Origin of the sequence: Candidatus Njordibacter sp. Uisw_002 (genome assembly GCF_047730155.1) — a bacterium.
GTDB lineage: Bacteria > Pseudomonadota > Gammaproteobacteria > Pseudomonadales > Balneatricaceae > Njordibacter.
Window position 1 is genome coordinate 557,153 of sequence record NZ_CP159832.1, and the last position, 17,223, is coordinate 574,375.

Below are 17,223 nucleotides of genomic sequence, written 5' to 3' on the forward strand. Positions count from 1 at the left end.
ACGAGGAGAACAACATGAATAAAACGATTTCCCTTGTAGCAGCGTTGATGATGATATCTGGCAGTGTTGCTGCCCAGACCTTCGATGAAGCCTTTAATGCGCAGCGTGCTATGAATGGTAAAGGCCATAGCTTTACCTTTGAAGGCAAAAGCTATACTACGGATCATCCCGAAGAGGTTGCAGCAGCAGCGCCAGCAAATGCCGCTAATGCTAAGCAATTACTAGCTGATGCTAAAGCTCAATATGCTAAAGCATTAGAAGTTGACTTTGGTTGGACGTTAACCAAGGGCCTGCTTTCTTCAGCCAATAAGGCTTTGGAAGCTGGTGAATTCCGTAAGTCTATGGAAATATCTGCACGCGCTCAATACCATTCACGTATGGGTGTAGCGCAGTATCATCAGTCTCAAAAAGAATGGCTAATGGCTGTGCCTAACTAAGGCGAACGGCAGCCACTACCAAAGCCCACGCTCTGTTTCAACGGCAGTTTCGTGGGCTTATTTATTTAAGCTCAATTAGGTCATCATAGGAATAAGTCATGTCTACTAGCCGTCGCGATTTTGCTCGTTTAATGGGAATTGCCGCAGTTTCTGGTGTGTTGCCAAGCCAAGGCTATGCCGCACAAAAAAAACCTGCTGATTTCTATGAAGTGCCTAATTTTGGTAATGCACGTTTACTGCACATGACCGATTGTCATGGACAGCTTAATCCAGTTTATTTTCGTGAGCCTAGTATCAATTTGGGTATCGGCACAGCCTATGGCAAAGCTCCCCATGTGGTTGGCAATAAGTTTTTGGATCATTTTGATATCGCTCCAGGATCAATGGAAGCTTATGCTTTTACCTATTTAAACTTTGAGCAAGCCGCACAAGAGTATGGAAAAGTAGGTGGTTTTGCTCATCTTAAAACCTTAGTTGACCGCTTGCGTACAAGCTATGGCAGTGAAAATACACTGTTGTTAGACGGCGGTGACACTTGGCAAGGCTCTGGTATTAACTACAAGTCTCGTGGCATGGATATGGTACGCGCATGTAATTTGTTGGGCGTAGACATGATGACTGGTCACTGGGAATTCACCTATCATCAGCAAGAAATTTTACACAATATTAGCCAGTTTAACGGTGAATTTTTAGCCCAAAACGTGCTAATTACAGAAGATGCACTGTTTGATGGTGCAGATGATTATATCTATGACGAAGACTCTATGCGGGTGTTTAAGCCCTATAGTATTCGTGAAATGGGTGGCTCTCGGGTAGCCATCATCGGTCAAGCTTTCCCACGAGTAAAAATTGCCAATCCAGCGCGGTTTGTGCCAGATTGGAGCTTTGATATTAACGGCGAAATGATGCAAGAGCTGGTGGATGACTTACGCCAAAATCAAGGTGTAGATGCTGTAGTTGTGCTTTCACACAACGGTATGGACGTAGACGTAGCCATGGCCCAAAGAGTCACAGGCATTGATGCTATTTTAGGTGGCCACACCCATGACGGCATTCCTGCGCCCACCCAAGTAAAAAATAATGGTCACACCACGTTAGTGTGTAACGTGGGTTCAAATGGTAAGTTTTTGGGTGTACTAGATTTAGATATTGGCAAAGGCAAAGTGAATGGCTTTAGCTATCGTTTGTTGCCAGTATTCTCCGAGCTATTACCAGCAGATGCGCAGATGACAGCGCTTATAGCAGCAGAGCGTGCACCTTATGCAGGCTGGATGGACGAAGAACTGGCGGTGGCTGATGAAGTGCTTTATCGCCGCGGCAATTTCAATGGTACCTTTGACCAAGTGATTTGTGATGCTTTACGAAGCCATTATGATGCCCAAATTTCTTTGTCGCCTGGTTTCCGCTGGGGCACTAGCGTATTGCAGGGCCAGACCATCACTATGGAAAGGGTGCTAGACCAAACAGCAACCACCTACCCCGAAACCTATGCACGGGATATGACAGGTGCAGAAATTAAGCTTATTTTAGAAGACGTGGCAGACAACATCTTTAACCCAGAACCATACCTGCAGTCAGGCGGTGACATGGTGAGACTAGGTGGGCTGGATTACCGTTGTGATCCTTTGGCTCAAATGGGCTCGCGTATTGACGAAATGCGTTTGGACAACGGCACAGTGATTGAAGCCAGCAAAACCTATCGTGTTGCAGGCTGGGCTACAGTTGGCTCGCGTTCTGAAGGTGATGATATTTGGGATGTGGTTGCTCAGCATCTTCGAGATCAGCAAGAAGTTAAAATTGATAAGCTTAATACACCAGTGTTGCTTAATGTGGCTGGTAACCCAGGTTATAAAGCCTAGAAAAGTAGAGAGGCGGCGATGAATAAATTAATCCAACATGCGCTATTAGTGCCATTGATTTCTTTGGCTGTGGGCTTCACGAGTGTTTCGGTTCATGCACAAGAAATTACTATTGAAGCGAACGATCTGCAAATAAATGCTCAGCTTAATATCGCCTCACAAAGCATTACTGATGGCCCATTGGTGTTGTTGGTGCATGGCACATTGGCCCATAATGACATGGAAATTATTGCCAATTTACAGACACTTTTAGAAGATGAATCTCTTAATAGCCTGGCGATTAATTTAAGCCTTGGCATGGATGATCGTCATGGCATGTATGATTGTGCTGTGCCACATCAACACCGTCATGAAGATGCCATGGCTGAAATTGCCCTTTGGATTGAATGGCTAAAGGAACAAGGCGTCACCCAAGTGTTGATAGCAGGTCACTCAAGAGGTGGCTCTCAGGTGGCTGCTTATAACCAAAATCCAGACCCTGTTGTGCTAGGCCAAGTGCTAGTAGCCCCTGCTACTTGGAGTGCGCAAGCCATGGCAGAAAGTTATCACCGTCGCTACCAAAAACACTTATCCGACCTTATTGAAGTGGCACAACAACAGCCTGCAGACGGATGGATGCCACAGCCTACAGACTTTATCTACTGCAATCAGGCGCCTCAGGTAAAGGCAGCTAGCTTTTTGTCTTATTATAATCCACCACAAACACTGAACACCCCAGATCTTTTAGTGGAAGGTGGTCTACACACTGTGATTTTGGCAGGCAGCGAAGACCAAGTGGTTAGAGACCTGCCAGCGCAGCTAGAAGCGCGTGAATTTTCCAATGTAGAATTTATCTTGGTAGATGGCGCGGATCATTATTTCCGCGATTTATATTCAGATGACATTCTGGACGCTATTCTAGACAGCATAGACACATTAGTGGAAGGGGATTAACCGTCTATGAACATCAAGTGGGTTATAAAGCGAGTGATCAAATCATGCAGTTGGTTGTTATTAACCCTCTGGTTTCCTGCAGCTATGGTGGTCACCGTAGGCACTGCAAGTGCTAACGAGCCGTTTGGTATGTTCAAAGACACAGCTTCATTAGAGCCAGATCGTGTTTTAGTTCTGCTTGCAGAGGTTGAAAACTGTAGTTTTTGTAAGCGAGTAAAAAATGACTTCCTATTACCACTGACCCTTGATCCAAAATGGGAACCCTTGTTTCAAGTGCGCCGCATAGATCTAAATTCACAGGCGATAGTGACCGATTTTACGGCCCAAAAAATATCCCAACAAGAACTTTCTCAGGCTTTTAATGCTGATTTTTCACCTACTGTAATGTTTATCCATCCTCGCACTGGACAGCGTATCGGTGAAGACATTGTAGGTTTGGTGACACCTGATTTTTATGGATTTTACCTACAACAGCAAATTACTCAATCCTATAATAAAATAACTGGGCAGCTATAGCCCTTGGAGAAAAAAATGAATACATTGTCTAAGTTTTTAACAGCTGCAGCTGTCGCAGTATCAACTCTCTCGATGGCAACTTTGGCTCAGGCGGAAAACAAGCCAGTAGGCATTACCGGTAGCCTTAGCTCTGTTACTGTCATGCATGAAGGTGCTGGTGTGGAGTTGATGCGTGAGCAAAATAATGCCAACACTATTACGCAAGACTTTGCTTTAACGTCGCGTCCTTGTCCTCCATTTTGTATCCAGCCTATGGTGTTTGCACCAGGAGTAGACACTTTAGGTGAGCTAGAAGTGATTGATCACCTGGTGCGTATGCAAGCCGGTGAAAACATACTAGTTATCGACTCACGCACACCCAACTGGGTGGCCAAAGGCACTATTCCAGGTGCGGTGAATATTTCTTGGGTAGACCTAACTCCTGCTAAAGGCGCCACGACTGAAGGCATCATGGACGTTATGCTTAACCAAATGGATGTAACATTGATCGGTGATGTGGACGAGTTTGAAGTAGATGAAGCTATTGTGAATGGCAATGTGGAAGATGTATTTGATTATTCAAATGCAAAGACCTTAGTGCTATTTTGTAACGGCATGTGGTGTGGACAATCTCCAGCGTCTATGAAAACTTTGCTATCGTTTGGCTACCCTGCCAACAAAATTAAGTGGTTCCGCGGTGGTATGCAAACATGGGAAGTATTGGGTTTAACGACTGTAAAGTAGTTTTAATCTAGTTTAACTGCCCAGAGCTTTGGTTCTAAGGCATCTAAAAACGTTATGTGGCTTAAATGCTATATAGCGTTTTTTTTGATCTTTGTTAATGGATTGCTCTATATTACTGGGCTGTATACCCACTAAGTTTTATTGCTAATGTCAAAAACCTTCTCAACTGCAAACCATTTTAATTGTCAACTGCGCTATCTTTATGGCACATAGTGTCAACCTAAAGCCTAGCTTATGCTAATCTATCCATAATCATTTATCACGCAGGCGCTATCCATGCAGGCCTTACAAAGCTCATTGAGTGACCACGCTCTACCTATTAGTAGCGCACCCATTAGGACACCCACTACTACAGCCAAAAATGTGGCCCTACTTATCCATGAGCTACAGCAATTGTTACCTGCCTCTAGTGTCATACTATCCACTGAAAGTCAGCGTCCTTTTGAATGTGATGGCTTGGCTGTTTATCAGCAGCTCCCACTTATTACAGTGATTCCAGAAACAGTAGATCATGTGCAAGCTATTTTGCGCTTGTGTCATTTATACCAAGTGCCTTTGGTGCCAAGGGGCGCAGGCACTGGCTTGTGCGCTGGAGCTATGCCCCATGCAGAAGGGGTGTTGTTGGTGATGACTAAGCTCAATAAAATTCTACACATCAATGCGAATACAGCTACAGCTACTGTGCAACCGGGTGTACGCAACTTGGCCCTCACTGAAGCAGTGCAGGATCTTGGCCTGTATTATGCGCCAGACCCCTCATCACAAATTGCCTGCACTATTGGCGGCAATGTGGCAGAAAATTCTGGTGGCGTGCACTGCCTTAAATATGGTCTTACGGTAAATAATGTCTTACAAGTGAAACTCATCACTATAGAAGGGCAACTTATTACCTTGGGCGGCGAAGGCTTAGATGAGCCGGGTATGGACTTACTCAGTTTATTTATAGGCTCTGAAGGTTTGTTAGGTGTGGTGGTGGAAGTGAAGGTGAAATTATTGCCACGAGCACCTCGTGTGCAAGTACTTATGGCCGCTTATGACAGCGTCACCAAAGCAGGTGATGCAGTGGCAGCACTTATAGGGCAGGGCATTATCCCTGCAGGCTTGGAAATGATGGATCATTTAGCCATAAGCGCCGCAGAAGATTTTGTAAAAGTGGGCTACCCCACAGAAGCTCAAGCACTGCTTATTTGTGAATTAGATGGCACAGATGCAGAGGTAGAAGAGCAGCTAGCAGTGGTGAGTGAATGCTTTAAAGAGCATGGAGCCACTAGCATTCGCATTGCTAAAAATGCCACAGAAGCGCAGGCTTTATGGCAAGGTAGAAAGGCTGCTTTTCCTGCAGTGGGGCGCATTTCGCCAGACTACTACTGTATGGATGGCACTATACCCCGTGGCAAAGTAGGCTATGTATTAACGCGCATTCAAGAGCTTGCGCTAAGCTATGGCTTAAGAGTGGCTAATGTTTTCCATGCAGGCGATGGCAATTTGCATCCACTTATTTTGTTTGACGCCAGTATAGATGGCCAGCTTGAACAGGCCGAATTATTAGGTGGAGACATCCTTACTTTATGTGTGGATGTAGGCGGCACTATTACTGGTGAACATGGCGTTGGATTAGAGAAAATGCCACAAATGCCTTATCAGTTTGCTGATGCAGAATTGGCCCAGTTTAGACGTTTAAAAGAGGCATTTGATAGTGAATGCTTGCTAAACCCAGGCAAGGGTATTCCAACTCTTAAATATTGCCAAGAATACCGGAGCTTGCAACATGGGTGATTTAACCCAGCAGTTAGTGGAGCAAATCCAACACGCCCACGCCACTAAAACAGCTCTCAACATACAGGCAGGTAACACTAAAGCCAGCCTTGGCCGCCATACATCAGGTCAGGTGATCGATGTGTCACAACACACAGGTGTGCTCAGTTACAACCCTACAGAGTTGGTAATAACAGCCCGTGCTGGCACTAAAATAGAACACCTCAACGATCTATTAGCCCAAACACAACAAAGGCTACCTTTTGAGCCACCTGCCTTTGCTGGAGAGGCCACTATCGGTGGCACTGTAGCAGCTAACCAAAGTGGGCCTTCGCGTCCATGGTTTGGCAGTGTGAAAGATAGCTTGTTAGGTTTGGGACTTATCAATGGCTACGGCCAAGCCATGCAGTTTGGTGGTCAGGTAATGAAAAATGTGGCAGGGTTTGATGTCACACGGCTACAGTGCGGTGCAATGGGTGGCTTAGGTTTGATTACTCAAGTGTCGATAAAGCTATTACCGGCATTTAAGCTTACGCAAACCTTAACCTTTGAAATGACAGCGCAGGCTGCTCTGGATACCATGCAGCACTGGTCTAATCTTAGCTTACCTATTACTGGTATGTGTCACTTTCAAAATAAAGGCCAAAGTCTGCTTTATGTGCGGCTGCAAGGTGGCATCAGCGGTGTTGAAGACGCCCAGGTGTTTTTAGGTGGTGAGTCACTTTTGCCTGCGAAGGCGGATGCTTTTTGGCAAGCCTTGAATCAAGGCACGCTAATGCAACGCCAAGATCACCAAACACTGTGGTGCTGGGGTGGGCCTAGTGATGCCCCCTTTGATAGAGTGCCAAACACTTGCATGATTAATTGGGCAGGTGCGCAGCGATGGGTATTAGAAGATACCTCCAATACGCGCTCACAAGGTTTGGAAAAATCCCTATGCCAATATCAAGGTGGCAACCGTTTAGGTGAGGTTAATGGTACTGTAAGTGTGCCCCAAAAAGCCCTGCAGCAGCGCATAAAACACGCCTTCGACCCCCATAGCATTTTGAACGCAGGCCGCGTTTATTCTTGGATGTAGACGATGAAAACAATGATTGCTAAAGAGTTTGCAGACCAGCCCAAATTTGATCCTGTTAAGGGCATTTTACAAGCTTGCGTGCACTGTGGCTTTTGCACAGCCACTTGTCCTACCTACCTTTTGTTAGGTGACGAACGTGATAGTCCTCGTGGCCGCATCTATATGATGAAGGCTATGTTTGAAGGCCAGCCAGTCACCCATGAAACCCGTGATCATTTAGATCGGTGTCTTACATGCAGAAACTGTGAAACTACGTGTCCTTCAGGTGTTGAATATGGCCATTTGGTTGATTTAGGTAGACAAGTGGCAGAGCAAAAGGCGCCACGAAAAATACCGCAAAAACTGATCCGTTGGGGCTTGCGTCAAGTGTTGCCGCGCCGTGCTATATTTGGCCCCTTACTAAAAATGGGGCAGTTGTTTAGGCCTTTATTACCGCAAGTAATCAAACACCATGTGCCTTTGCCAGTCGCTAAGCTTAGGGTGCCCAAAACCCAACATAAACGAGTGATGTTGAGCTTGCCTGGATGTGCTCAAGCCAGTGCAGCGCCCAACACAGACATTGCCGCTGCAAAGGTGCTGGATCAGCTTAATATTAGCCTTAAAGTGCTGCATAAAACGGGCTGTTGTGGCGCAGTGAATCACCACCTAAATGCCCATGAAACGGCTCTTAATCAAGCAAGGCACAACATCGACTTGGTGTGGCCACAGTTACAAGCAGGGGCACAGGCCATAGTGATCACTGCCTCAGGTTGTGGGGCGGCCATACAAGAATATGGCTACATGCTACGAAATGATCCACACTATGCAAACAAAGCCAAGCAAGTATCACTTGCTGCCAAAGATATTGTGGAGATTTTGGCTCAGGAAGACTTATCCAACCTTAAAGAAAAACTAAGTAAAGCTAGGCAAGCTAAAGCTATAGCTTGCCCATCTGCAAATATTAGCAAAGTGGCAGTGCACTGCCCATGCACTCAGCAACATGCCATGCAACTGCCCAACAAAGTGAAAACACTGTTAGATAGCTTAGGTATAGAGACCGCAACCACCAAAAATGACCACTTGTGTTGTGGTTCAGCAGGCACCTATTCGTTACTACAACCCAAACTCAGTCAGCAGTTGCTTAGCCAAAAGCTTAAAGACTTAACTCTTGACCAGCCTGATGTTATCGTTACCGCAAATATTGGCTGTCAGTTGCACTTAGGTGGGACGGCTGATGTGCCTGTTAAACATTGGTTGGAGTTGTTGATTGATGCATAACGTAAATAAATATTTACCTAGTTTGACACCGTTTTGGGGAATTATTTGACGATGTGTTTGTCTATAAAAAAGAATCATATTATTAAGGAAAATCTATGAAAAACGTATTCACCAAAAATATTTCAACCCTGACTAAAAAGCTGAGTGTCACTGCTTCTTTAGCTACGCTAAGTCTACTTTTAGCAAACACTGCTCAAGCGCAAACGATGCTGGTTAAAGTGCTACAAGCTTCCGACGAAATAGTGTCCCAAGTGTATAAAGAAGTGCCTATTAAGTCTTGTAGAATCGAAAAGACACCTATCTATGGCACTCAAGAAGGCTCAGGTCAGGCCTCCACTGCTGATGTGGTAGCTAGTGCTATTTTCGGTGGTTTGTTGGGTAATCAAGTGGGAGGAGGCACGGGTAAAGATGCAGCCACCTTGCTTGGTGCTATAGCGGGTGCAGACATGGCTAATAAAAAAGGTAAAAGTAAGCAAGTTATTGTGGGCCATAACCAACAAGAAGTATGCGATGTGATCATGCAGCAACGCTCTGTAAATCAAGTCACAGGCTACAAAACCTATATCGAATTTGGTGGCAATGTATGGCAAATGACCACAGTGATCCCTTACACTAAGGGTGAGTTTTTAAGTGTGAACGTTAACATAACGCCTGCCGAATAATCCTACTCAGCCAATGCTTGATCCAGCATGGCTGGGTCTACATTGCCGCCCGACAAGATCACTACCGTGGTCTTATCAGCTACAGCTAAGCTGTGATTTAAAATTGCAGCTAATCCTACACACCCACCAGGTTCCACTACAAGTTTTAGCTGTTGCATGCATGTAGCCATAGCAGCTAATACATGTTGGTCATTCACAGTTTTAGCGCCTGCTAAATACTTGTGCAATATGGGGAACGTGAGTGCGCCAACCTTAGGTGTCACAATGGCATCACAAATAGAGGCAGGTGAATGGTCATTGCCTATTATGGTGCCAGCAATGATTGAGCGTGCTGCGTCATCATAACCTTGGGGTTCTGCCCCCCATAGTGATATATCTGAAAAGTGGTGCCTAAGTGCTATAGCGCTGCCTGACATCAAACCGCCGCCCCCAATGGGGCCTATGGCTTGGTCTGGTATTAGGTTTAATGCCTCAAGCTGATAGGCTATTTCTAGGCCAGTGGTGCCTTGACCTGCAATAATATCCGTATCATTAAATGGTGGAATAAGGGTGAGGTTATGAGCCTGTGATAGTTGCTGGCCAATGGCATCCCTATCTTCTTTGTGCCTTTGGTATAGCACCACTTTAGCGCCAAGGGCCTTGGTATTTTCAATCTTAATCTTAGGTGCGTCACTGGGCATGATAATGGTAGCGGGCACACCAAAATATGCAGCAGCAGCAGCCACTCCCTGAGCATGGTTGCCTGATGAATAAGCAACGACTCCAGTTAGTTGGTTAGCGTCCGCAAGCTTACTTAGTTTGTTAAAAGCCCCACGAAATTTAAATGACCCAGTATGTTGCAGACTTTCAGCTTTAAAGAGTACGCGACCACCAAGCTGCTGGTTTAGTAGGGGTGATTCTAATAAAGGTGTGACTAATGCGTGGCCTTTAATGCGTTGGCTGGCAGTGAGGATATGCTGATAATTAATTGCAAGTGAGGCCATAAATTGCATGTCTTTTGGTTGGTATTTTATCTCTAAAGCGATCTTTGCTTTGTGAGCTTAGCTTACAACATACCTGAAAATAAAACCTGTGTTATGATTAGAGATTGCGTTTCTATTTTCCACATACTATGACATTAACCAGTAGTCCAAAATCACGCCTTAGGTTGCCGCCTAATAAGCATCAGGTTAAGCAAGAATTAGCCCAAGATGTTGCCAATTTTTTGGCGCGTGGAGGAAATGTAGAGTATGTTGAGCAAGGTGAAACAGCGTTGGTGAATGGCTGTTTTAACCAACAGCGTCCTGTCATTGCTACGCAAGCACAAACACGCACACTTTTATCATCTCAAATAGAAGCCATCGAAAAGCGCAAAGAAGAGCGTCGCCAGGCCAAACCCGCGCCTATTACTACCAATCGTCGCCCCACTAAAAAGTGGATATATGATGACTTTGGTGAGCCTTTACGTTGGGTTTGGGCTTAATATATAACGACATTTTAATAAGCCATTGTGCTAGTTTTGTATACAAGGGATTTTAATTATGCAGTTTATCATCGCTGATGATCACCCTTTATTCCGTACTGCGATAACACATACTCTACAGCAGCACTTTGACGGTGCCCAAGTGTTAGAGGTGGGTAGTTTACAAGAGCTCTTAAAGTTATTGAAAACGGGAGTAGACGCAGACCTTCTATTACTTGATTTACATATACCAGACGCTCATGGATTTAATGGTTTGGCTCAGGTAAGTGAGCTTTTCCCAGATATCCCTGTGATGATTGTATCGGGTAATGATAATCCAAGTGTTATACATAAATCGGTGGCATTAGGTGCCAGTGGTTTTTTACCTAAATCAACTTCAAACGAAGACATGGCTGTTGCTATTAATTGTGTTATGCAAGGCCAGGTGTGGATTCCAGCTAACTTGCCAGCTATTACAATGTCCCTAGATAACGAGCAAACTGCACAACGTATTGCGGCATTAACACCTCAGCAATTAAAGGTGTTAACGATGATGGGAGATGGGCTGTATAACAAGCAGATAGCCTCAGAACTGTCGGTAACAGATGCCACTGTGAGGGCTCATGTGACTGAAGTTTTTCGTAAATTAGGGGTAACTAATAGAACTCAAGCAGGCATCTTTTTTAATCGCCTAAAAGTGGAAGACCCTCATTGTCAGGTGATGTAAATGCATTGTGCGGTTGAAAAAACTCAACTGGAAACGTGTCAGTACAGGTAAAACTGGCCTAACCACACTAACCTAAACGATTAATAAACTTGCGCAACACCGCCGGTTTGATCGGTTTGTGAATGAGGCCAAAGCCTGAGGCTTTAGTTAGTTCTCTCATCTGATGGCTTTGATCAGCGGTAATCACAATTGCCGGTACTTCTTGCTCTATTACCTTGCCTATGGAAGCTTGCATTTTTTGCCTCATAAATTGTCTTATTTCAACTATAGCGTCGGTACCCAAGTAGTTTTGATCTAAATGGTAGTCTGCCAGAATTAGTTGGGGCAAGGTTTCCATAGACAAGCTTTCAACAATATTTACAGCCTGTTGTGCACTTGCTGCACAATACACATCACAACCCCACAAAGTCAGCATGGCGTGCATACCTTGCTGAATGCTTAGGTCATTATCGATCACTAACACTCTAAAACCTTTGAGTTGATAATGATTAGCAGATAGTTGGATGTTCCTGTCGTGTTTTGGTTTGAGTGCATCATCTCCGAAAGGCACTTGAATTGAAAACATCGAACCCTTGCCATAGGTAGACACAACTCTTAGAGGGTGAGCAAGTGCTTTTGCTGTTCGTTGAGCAATAGCCAAGCCCAAGCCAATGCCATTTTTAGACGCATGAGGGCCTATTTCTAAACGCTTAAATTCGATAAAGATGTCGTCTAGTTTATTCTCAGGTATCCCCAAGCCTGTATCCCAAATCTGTATTTCTAAACAATTTTCTAAACGCCTACAGCCTAAAAGCACCTTACCTTTTTCAGTGTAACGCAGTGCATTAGTGAGGAAATTTTGTAGTACGCGGCGCAACATGTTGGGATCGCTAAAAAGTGTAGCTTGGCTGCATTGTAGGTGAAAAGTTAGCTCTTTTTGTTGGCATAAGACGTTAAATTCAGCTGCTAGCTGTTGCATCAACTCGGCTGCGCAAAAATGATTTGGTTGTGGCCTTGAGCCTCCTCCATCTAAAGTGGAAATTTCTATTAAATCACTGATTAACTGTTCGGCATTAGCTAAGGATGCGTCTAGGTGTTTTGAAAGTTGTAGGCTTTGGGCGTCTTTTTGTAAATCTGATTGGCGCTGAGCAAGGGCTGTAGAAAATAATTTTGCAGCGTTTAAAGGCTGCATTAAATCATGGCTAGCAGCAGCCAAAAAGTGGGTTTTACTGTGGTGGCTCGCATCAGCTTGGGCTTTTGCTTGTTGTAGCTCAATGTTCACCTTAGATAGGCTTTCAGTGCGCTCGTTAACACGCTTTTCCAGACTCTCATTGGCTTCAATGAGGTCTTTTTTGCTTTTTCTTAGGGCCGATTCCGCGTGGTGTTGTTCACTGATGTCTACGTAGGTATTTACATAACCTCCATCGGGCATTGCATGGCCGCGCACTTCAATGACAGTGCCATCTTCGCGATACCGAATGCTGCGATGCTGCTCACCGCGCGTGATCATCTCCATGCGTAACGTAACAATTTTGGCAGGATCAATAGACCCATATTCGCCTTGTAATGCGCTTAGGCGAATGATTTCTTCAATAGGGGTTCCTACCTTGACAACATCTTTAGGGAATTCAAACAATTCTAAATATCGTGTATTCCACATTGCTAGGCGAAGATCTTTGTCTATTACTGAAATACCTTGGCTTACGTTATCGATAGTGGCTTGCAGCAAACCTCTGTTAAAGCTTACGGCCTTTGCTGCTTCGCCCACCATAGACACTACATCACCTAAATTAACATCTTTTTGGTTGAGGCTAGATTCCATTACAGCTCTTGCAGAAGAGGTGCCAATAATGCCACTTAAGGTGCGTTCAAAGTGCAGGATTAGTTGTGAGTTAATAGGTGCGTTTTTGTGTAAATCTAAATGTGGTTGTTTAATACCTAACTGTTTGAGTGACTCTACAGTAGCGCGGTACCCCAAAAAACGTTCTAGCAAAGTGGACAAGTCACCTACACAAAGCTCACTATTGTGCCTGCGACCTTCAATTAAAGCCGATTGGGGCAAAGTCCCAACGAACAAGTCAGCTTGTATGCGATCAATGATTCTGGGTGTGCTAACTTTTGAAACAATAATATATAACGCTATATTTACACTTAAGCTCACCAGCGTAGCATGGGAAATGGGGTCTAGCTCCAAACCAAACAGTGCTGTGGGTCTAAGCCATTCAATACCGAATGGGCCGTTGTTGATTATGCTGCCTGATTGAAGAAAAAAACCTGTGAGATTAGGTAAAAGCAAACAATAAACCCAGGCTGAAAAGCCAGCCAATAGCCCCGCTGTTGCGCCGCGCACATGTCCTCCCCGCCAAAAAATACCACCAAATAAGGGTGGGCCAAACTGTGCAACAGCAACAAATGCTGACAAGCCAATAGACACCAACGCAGTGCCACTATCGATGAGTAAATAGTAGCCATAGGCCATCAGTAATACAGCAAAAATACTTAAGCGCCTTAAGTTGAGCAGTAGATGGCCTAAGTGCTTGTTTTGTGACACTTCCACTGCACGCACATGCAATATAAACGGCATAATGATGTCATTAGTCACCATGGTGCTGATAGCAATAGTAGACACTGTAACCATACCTATAGCTGCTGAAATACCACCGATGTAGGCCAAGATAGACAGACCTGTTTGCTCTTGCGCCATTGGCATTAGCAAGGAATAAAAGTCTGGATTACTATTGGTGCCTGCCAAAGCTTGACTGCCAGCCCAAGCAATGGGGATCATGAAAGCGCACATGCTAATCATATAAAGCGGGAACAACCATCGTGCTGTATTGACATGGTCTGGATTAGTATTTTCTACTGCCAGCATATGAAATTGACGTGGCAAACAGATTACTGCGATAACAGCTAAAAAACTTTCAATAATAAAGCTAGTACGAAATGGAGAGAACAGGCCTAGGCTGCTGCTGCCATTTTGCTGCTCTAGTTGATTAAAAATATCACCGAACCCATCATTAATTACATAAGTGGCAAAAAAACCTATCGAGACAAAAGCAATCAGTTTAATAAAAGACTCAACTGCAATGGCTAAAACCATTCCAGGATTATGGGCAGAAGTGTCAACTTGGCGTACGCCAAACAACACACTAAATATGCCAATGAGCACGGCAATCATTAATACAGAAATATCAGCTTGAGAATTACGTAACCCACTTTGGCTACTCAGCACTGCATAACTTAGGTCAATCGCTTTAAGTTGCAAAGCTATATAGGGTAATACGCTCAAGGTAGCGATCAGGGTAACGGTGACAGCCAATCGCCTGCTCTTACCATAGCGTGAAGAGATAAAGTCTGAAATTGAACCAATGTTTTCACGTTGTGCAATAAGCACTATTTTGTAAATGACGCGATGTCCAAAAAGAAAAAACAGTATGGGGCCAAGGTATGAGCCTAAAAAATCCCACCCTGACGTAGAAGCGCGCCCTACTGAGCCATAAAATGTCCAAGAGGTTAAAAACACTCCCAAAGATAAGCTGTAAATAATGGCTTGAAGGTGCCTATTTGAGTGAAGCTTAAATGACACAAGTTTGTCTCCAAGCTTTGCCACACTCAGCAATAGAGCGAAGTAAGCTAAAGAGATAATCAAAAGTGAACTGCTGCTAAACATAGGCAAGTAGGTAGCGCAAATAGAAGTCGCTACAGGGTAACACGGTCAATAGCAAAAGGTCATTGAGCAGCGACAGCAAGCAATTTTACTTAAATATTTTTTAACACCTACGTTAGTCTATGAACCGACATATATCTAATACCAGTAAAATCAATTAGAGGTTATCTTTACAAAAATAAGAATATTTTAAAGTAGAATTTGCCATGACCCTTAGCTTAAAAAAACCAACCTACCCAGCGCCGGGACTAGATACCTTCCCCAAACTCTTATTGCATAATGCACGCATGTTTACTGATAAAGATGCCATGCGCGAAAAAGAATTTGGTATTTGGCAGTCATGGACTTGGAGCCAAGTGGCAGAAGAAGTAGAGCGGTTTGCTCTTGGTTTACAGGCTAATGGTGTTAAGGCTGGAGATACAGTGCTTATCATAGGTGGCAATCGCCCACGCACATACTGGACTATGTGTGCAGTGCAATCTTTAGGAGCGGTGCCTGTTCCTACTTACCATGACTCGGTTGCAAGTGAGATGCAATTTGTGATTGAGCATTCTGATGCTCGGGTTATCGTGGCTGAAGACCAAGAGCAGGTAGATAAAATTTTAGATGTAAAAGCTCGTTGCCCAAGCGTGGAGCTGATCATTTACGATGATCCTCGTGGAATGAAAGGCTATGACCCTCAAGAGATCAAAATCCAAGATTTTGTCACTGTGCAGGCTCAAGGAGAGGCCATTCGTAAGGATAATCCTAACCAATTTCAAGAGCTTGTTAACCAAGGTAAAGGTGAGGATCTTTCTATTATTCTTTACACCTCGGGCACCACCGGGCAGCCTAAGGGTGTGGTGCTGACCTATGATAATACTCTGCTCACTGGCTACTATGGCGGCTTGCTTGAAGGTCTCACAGAGAATGAAGAAATACTTGCCTATTTGCCTGTGGCTTGGATTGGGGATCACATATTTTCTTACGCTCAATCTTACACCATGGGTTTTTGTGTTAACTGCCCAGAAAGTACTGAAACAGTGGCATCTGACATGCGCGAAATCGGCCCTACTTATTATTTCGCCCCACCTAGAGTGTTTGAAAGTTTGCTAACCAACGTGCAAATACGCATGGAAGATGCAGCGCCTTTTAAGAGAAAGATGTTTAAATATTTTATGCAGGTCGCGAAAAAAACGGGTATTAAGTTATTGGAAAATAAGCCAGTAGGCCTGATGGACAGAATTAAGTACGCCTTAGGTAACGTTCTGGTATATGGGCCTTTGAAGGATGCTTTAGGTATGGGGCGTGTGCGTTTGGCTTATACTGCAGGAGAGGCAATTGGTGGAGAGATTTTTGACTTTTACAGGTCGTTAGGCATCAATATAAAGCAACTCTATGGGCAAACTGAGTCCTCAGTATTTATTACAGTACAGCCAGATGGTGAGGTTTTTCCAGACACAGTGGGCACGCCAAGTCCAGGTGTGGAGTTGAAGATAGCTGACAATGGCGAGGTGATTTACCGCAGTCCAGGTGCCTTTCACAGTTATTTCAAAAACCCTGAATCTACCGCAGCTACTAAAACAGATGAAGGTTGGGTGCACACAGGCGATGCGGGTTTCATGACCCCAAATGGCCACTTACGTATTATTGATCGTGCTAAAGATGTGGGGGCCTTTAATAGCGGCAAGATGTTTGCCCCTAAATACATTGAAAATAAACTTAAGTTCTATCCTCATATCCAAGAAGCAGTTGCATTTGGTGATGGGCGTGATGACTGCATGGCCTTTATCAACATAGATTTGGGCGCCGTAGGCAATTGGGCTGAAAGAAACAACATCGCCTATGCATCCTATCAAGAGTTAGCAGCCCATCCGGCAGTGAACAAGATGGTGGCACAAAGTATTGCTGAAGTGAACGAGTCTTTGTTGGATGATGAAATGTTGGCTCATTCACAGGTCAGTCGCTTTCTTATATTGCACAAAGAGCTGGATGCTGATGACGGCGAACTTACTCGCACTAAAAAGGTGAAGCGTAAGCTCATTAACGAACGTTACAAAGTGTTAATTGACGCCTTGTATGAAGGTAAAGACCAGTGCTTTATTGAAACCGAAGTGGCTTTTGAAGATGGTCGCGTTGGTACAATTTCCGGTGACATCAGTATTCATGATGCCAAAACTTTTAACCCAGTAGCCCAAGCGAGCTAAGCC

The 17,223-nt window shown here is 44.4% G+C and carries 14 protein-coding genes; 12 read left to right on the plus strand and 2 right to left on the minus strand.

All coding sequences use genetic code 11. The annotated features are described in order from the left end of the window. The first annotated feature begins 14 nt into the window (after positions 1-14). The 9 genes from ABXT42_RS02715 to ABXT42_RS02755 all read left to right on the plus strand — a co-directional run bounded on the left by ABXT42_RS02715 (position 15) and on the right by ABXT42_RS02755 (position 9,220). Positions 15-437, plus strand: a complete 423-nt coding sequence (locus tag ABXT42_RS02715) for a hypothetical protein (protein WP_443628843.1) — start codon at positions 15-17, stop codon at positions 435-437. A gap of 98 nt (positions 438-535) precedes the next feature. After that, on the plus strand, positions 536-2,296 hold the full coding sequence (soxB, locus tag ABXT42_RS02720) for a thiosulfohydrolase SoxB (RefSeq protein WP_443628844.1): 1,761 nt from the start codon (positions 536-538) through the stop codon (positions 2,294-2,296). Between the two features lie 18 nt (positions 2,297-2,314). Further along, positions 2,315-3,229, plus strand: coding sequence for an alpha/beta hydrolase (locus tag ABXT42_RS02725; protein ID WP_443628845.1), 915 nt, complete (start codon positions 2,315-2,317; stop codon positions 3,227-3,229). Between the two features lie 6 nt (positions 3,230-3,235). Further along, positions 3,236-3,745 (plus strand): hypothetical protein, encoded by a 510-nt coding sequence (locus tag ABXT42_RS02730; RefSeq protein ID WP_443628846.1) that lies wholly within the window; start codon positions 3,236-3,238, stop codon positions 3,743-3,745. Between the two features lie 15 nt (positions 3,746-3,760). Further along, positions 3,761-4,468, plus strand: coding sequence for a rhodanese-like domain-containing protein (locus tag ABXT42_RS02735; RefSeq protein ID WP_443628847.1), 708 nt, complete (start codon positions 3,761-3,763; stop codon positions 4,466-4,468). 276 nt (positions 4,469-4,744) lie between these two features. Then, a complete protein-coding gene (locus tag ABXT42_RS02740; protein WP_443628848.1) occupies positions 4,745-6,244 on the plus strand; it encodes an FAD-linked oxidase C-terminal domain-containing protein in 1,500 nt (499 codons plus the stop codon). Further along, complete coding sequence (glcE, locus tag ABXT42_RS02745) at positions 6,237-7,301, plus strand: glycolate oxidase subunit GlcE (protein WP_443628849.1); 1,065 nt, start codon at positions 6,237-6,239, stop codon at positions 7,299-7,301. The genes ABXT42_RS02740 and glcE overlap by 8 nt, the downstream gene beginning before the upstream one ends. A 3-nt stretch (positions 7,302-7,304) precedes the next feature. Continuing rightward, positions 7,305-8,558, plus strand: a complete 1,254-nt coding sequence (gene glcF, locus ABXT42_RS02750; protein WP_443628850.1) for a glycolate oxidase subunit GlcF — start codon at positions 7,305-7,307, stop codon at positions 8,556-8,558. 95 nt (positions 8,559-8,653) lie between these two features. Continuing rightward, complete coding sequence (locus ABXT42_RS02755) at positions 8,654-9,220, plus strand: glycine zipper 2TM domain-containing protein (protein ID WP_443628851.1); 567 nt, start codon at positions 8,654-8,656, stop codon at positions 9,218-9,220. Between the two features lie 2 nt (positions 9,221-9,222). Here the strand turns inward: ABXT42_RS02755 and ABXT42_RS02760 are convergent, their stop codons facing one another. Next, positions 9,223-10,203 carry a threonine ammonia-lyase gene (locus ABXT42_RS02760; protein ID WP_443628852.1) on the minus strand — a complete coding sequence of 327 codons (981 nt, stop codon included), beginning with the start codon at positions 10,201-10,203 and terminating at the stop codon, positions 9,223-9,225. Between the two features lie 128 nt (positions 10,204-10,331). On the opposite strand from ABXT42_RS02760, the gene ABXT42_RS02765 reads away from it, so the two are divergent. Next, a complete protein-coding gene (locus ABXT42_RS02765) occupies positions 10,332-10,682 on the plus strand; it encodes a hypothetical protein (protein WP_443628853.1) in 351 nt (116 codons plus the stop codon). A 58-nt stretch (positions 10,683-10,740) separates the two neighbouring features. Continuing rightward, positions 10,741-11,388 carry a response regulator transcription factor gene (locus ABXT42_RS02770; RefSeq protein WP_443628854.1) on the plus strand — a complete coding sequence of 216 codons (648 nt, stop codon included), beginning with the start codon at positions 10,741-10,743 and terminating at the stop codon, positions 11,386-11,388. 67 nt (positions 11,389-11,455) lie between these two features. Here ABXT42_RS02770 and ABXT42_RS02775 read toward each other — a convergent pair whose 3' ends face one another. Next, complete coding sequence (locus tag ABXT42_RS02775) at positions 11,456-14,953, minus strand: hybrid sensor histidine kinase/response regulator (RefSeq protein WP_443628855.1); 3,498 nt, start codon at positions 14,951-14,953, stop codon at positions 11,456-11,458. 287 nt (positions 14,954-15,240) lie between these two features. Between ABXT42_RS02775 and ABXT42_RS02780 the strand changes: the two genes are divergently transcribed. Beyond that, entirely contained in the window at positions 15,241-17,220 is a 1,980-nt protein-coding gene (locus tag ABXT42_RS02780) for an AMP-binding protein (RefSeq protein WP_443628856.1), read from the plus strand. The last annotated feature ends 3 nt before the right edge of the window (positions 17,221-17,223 follow it).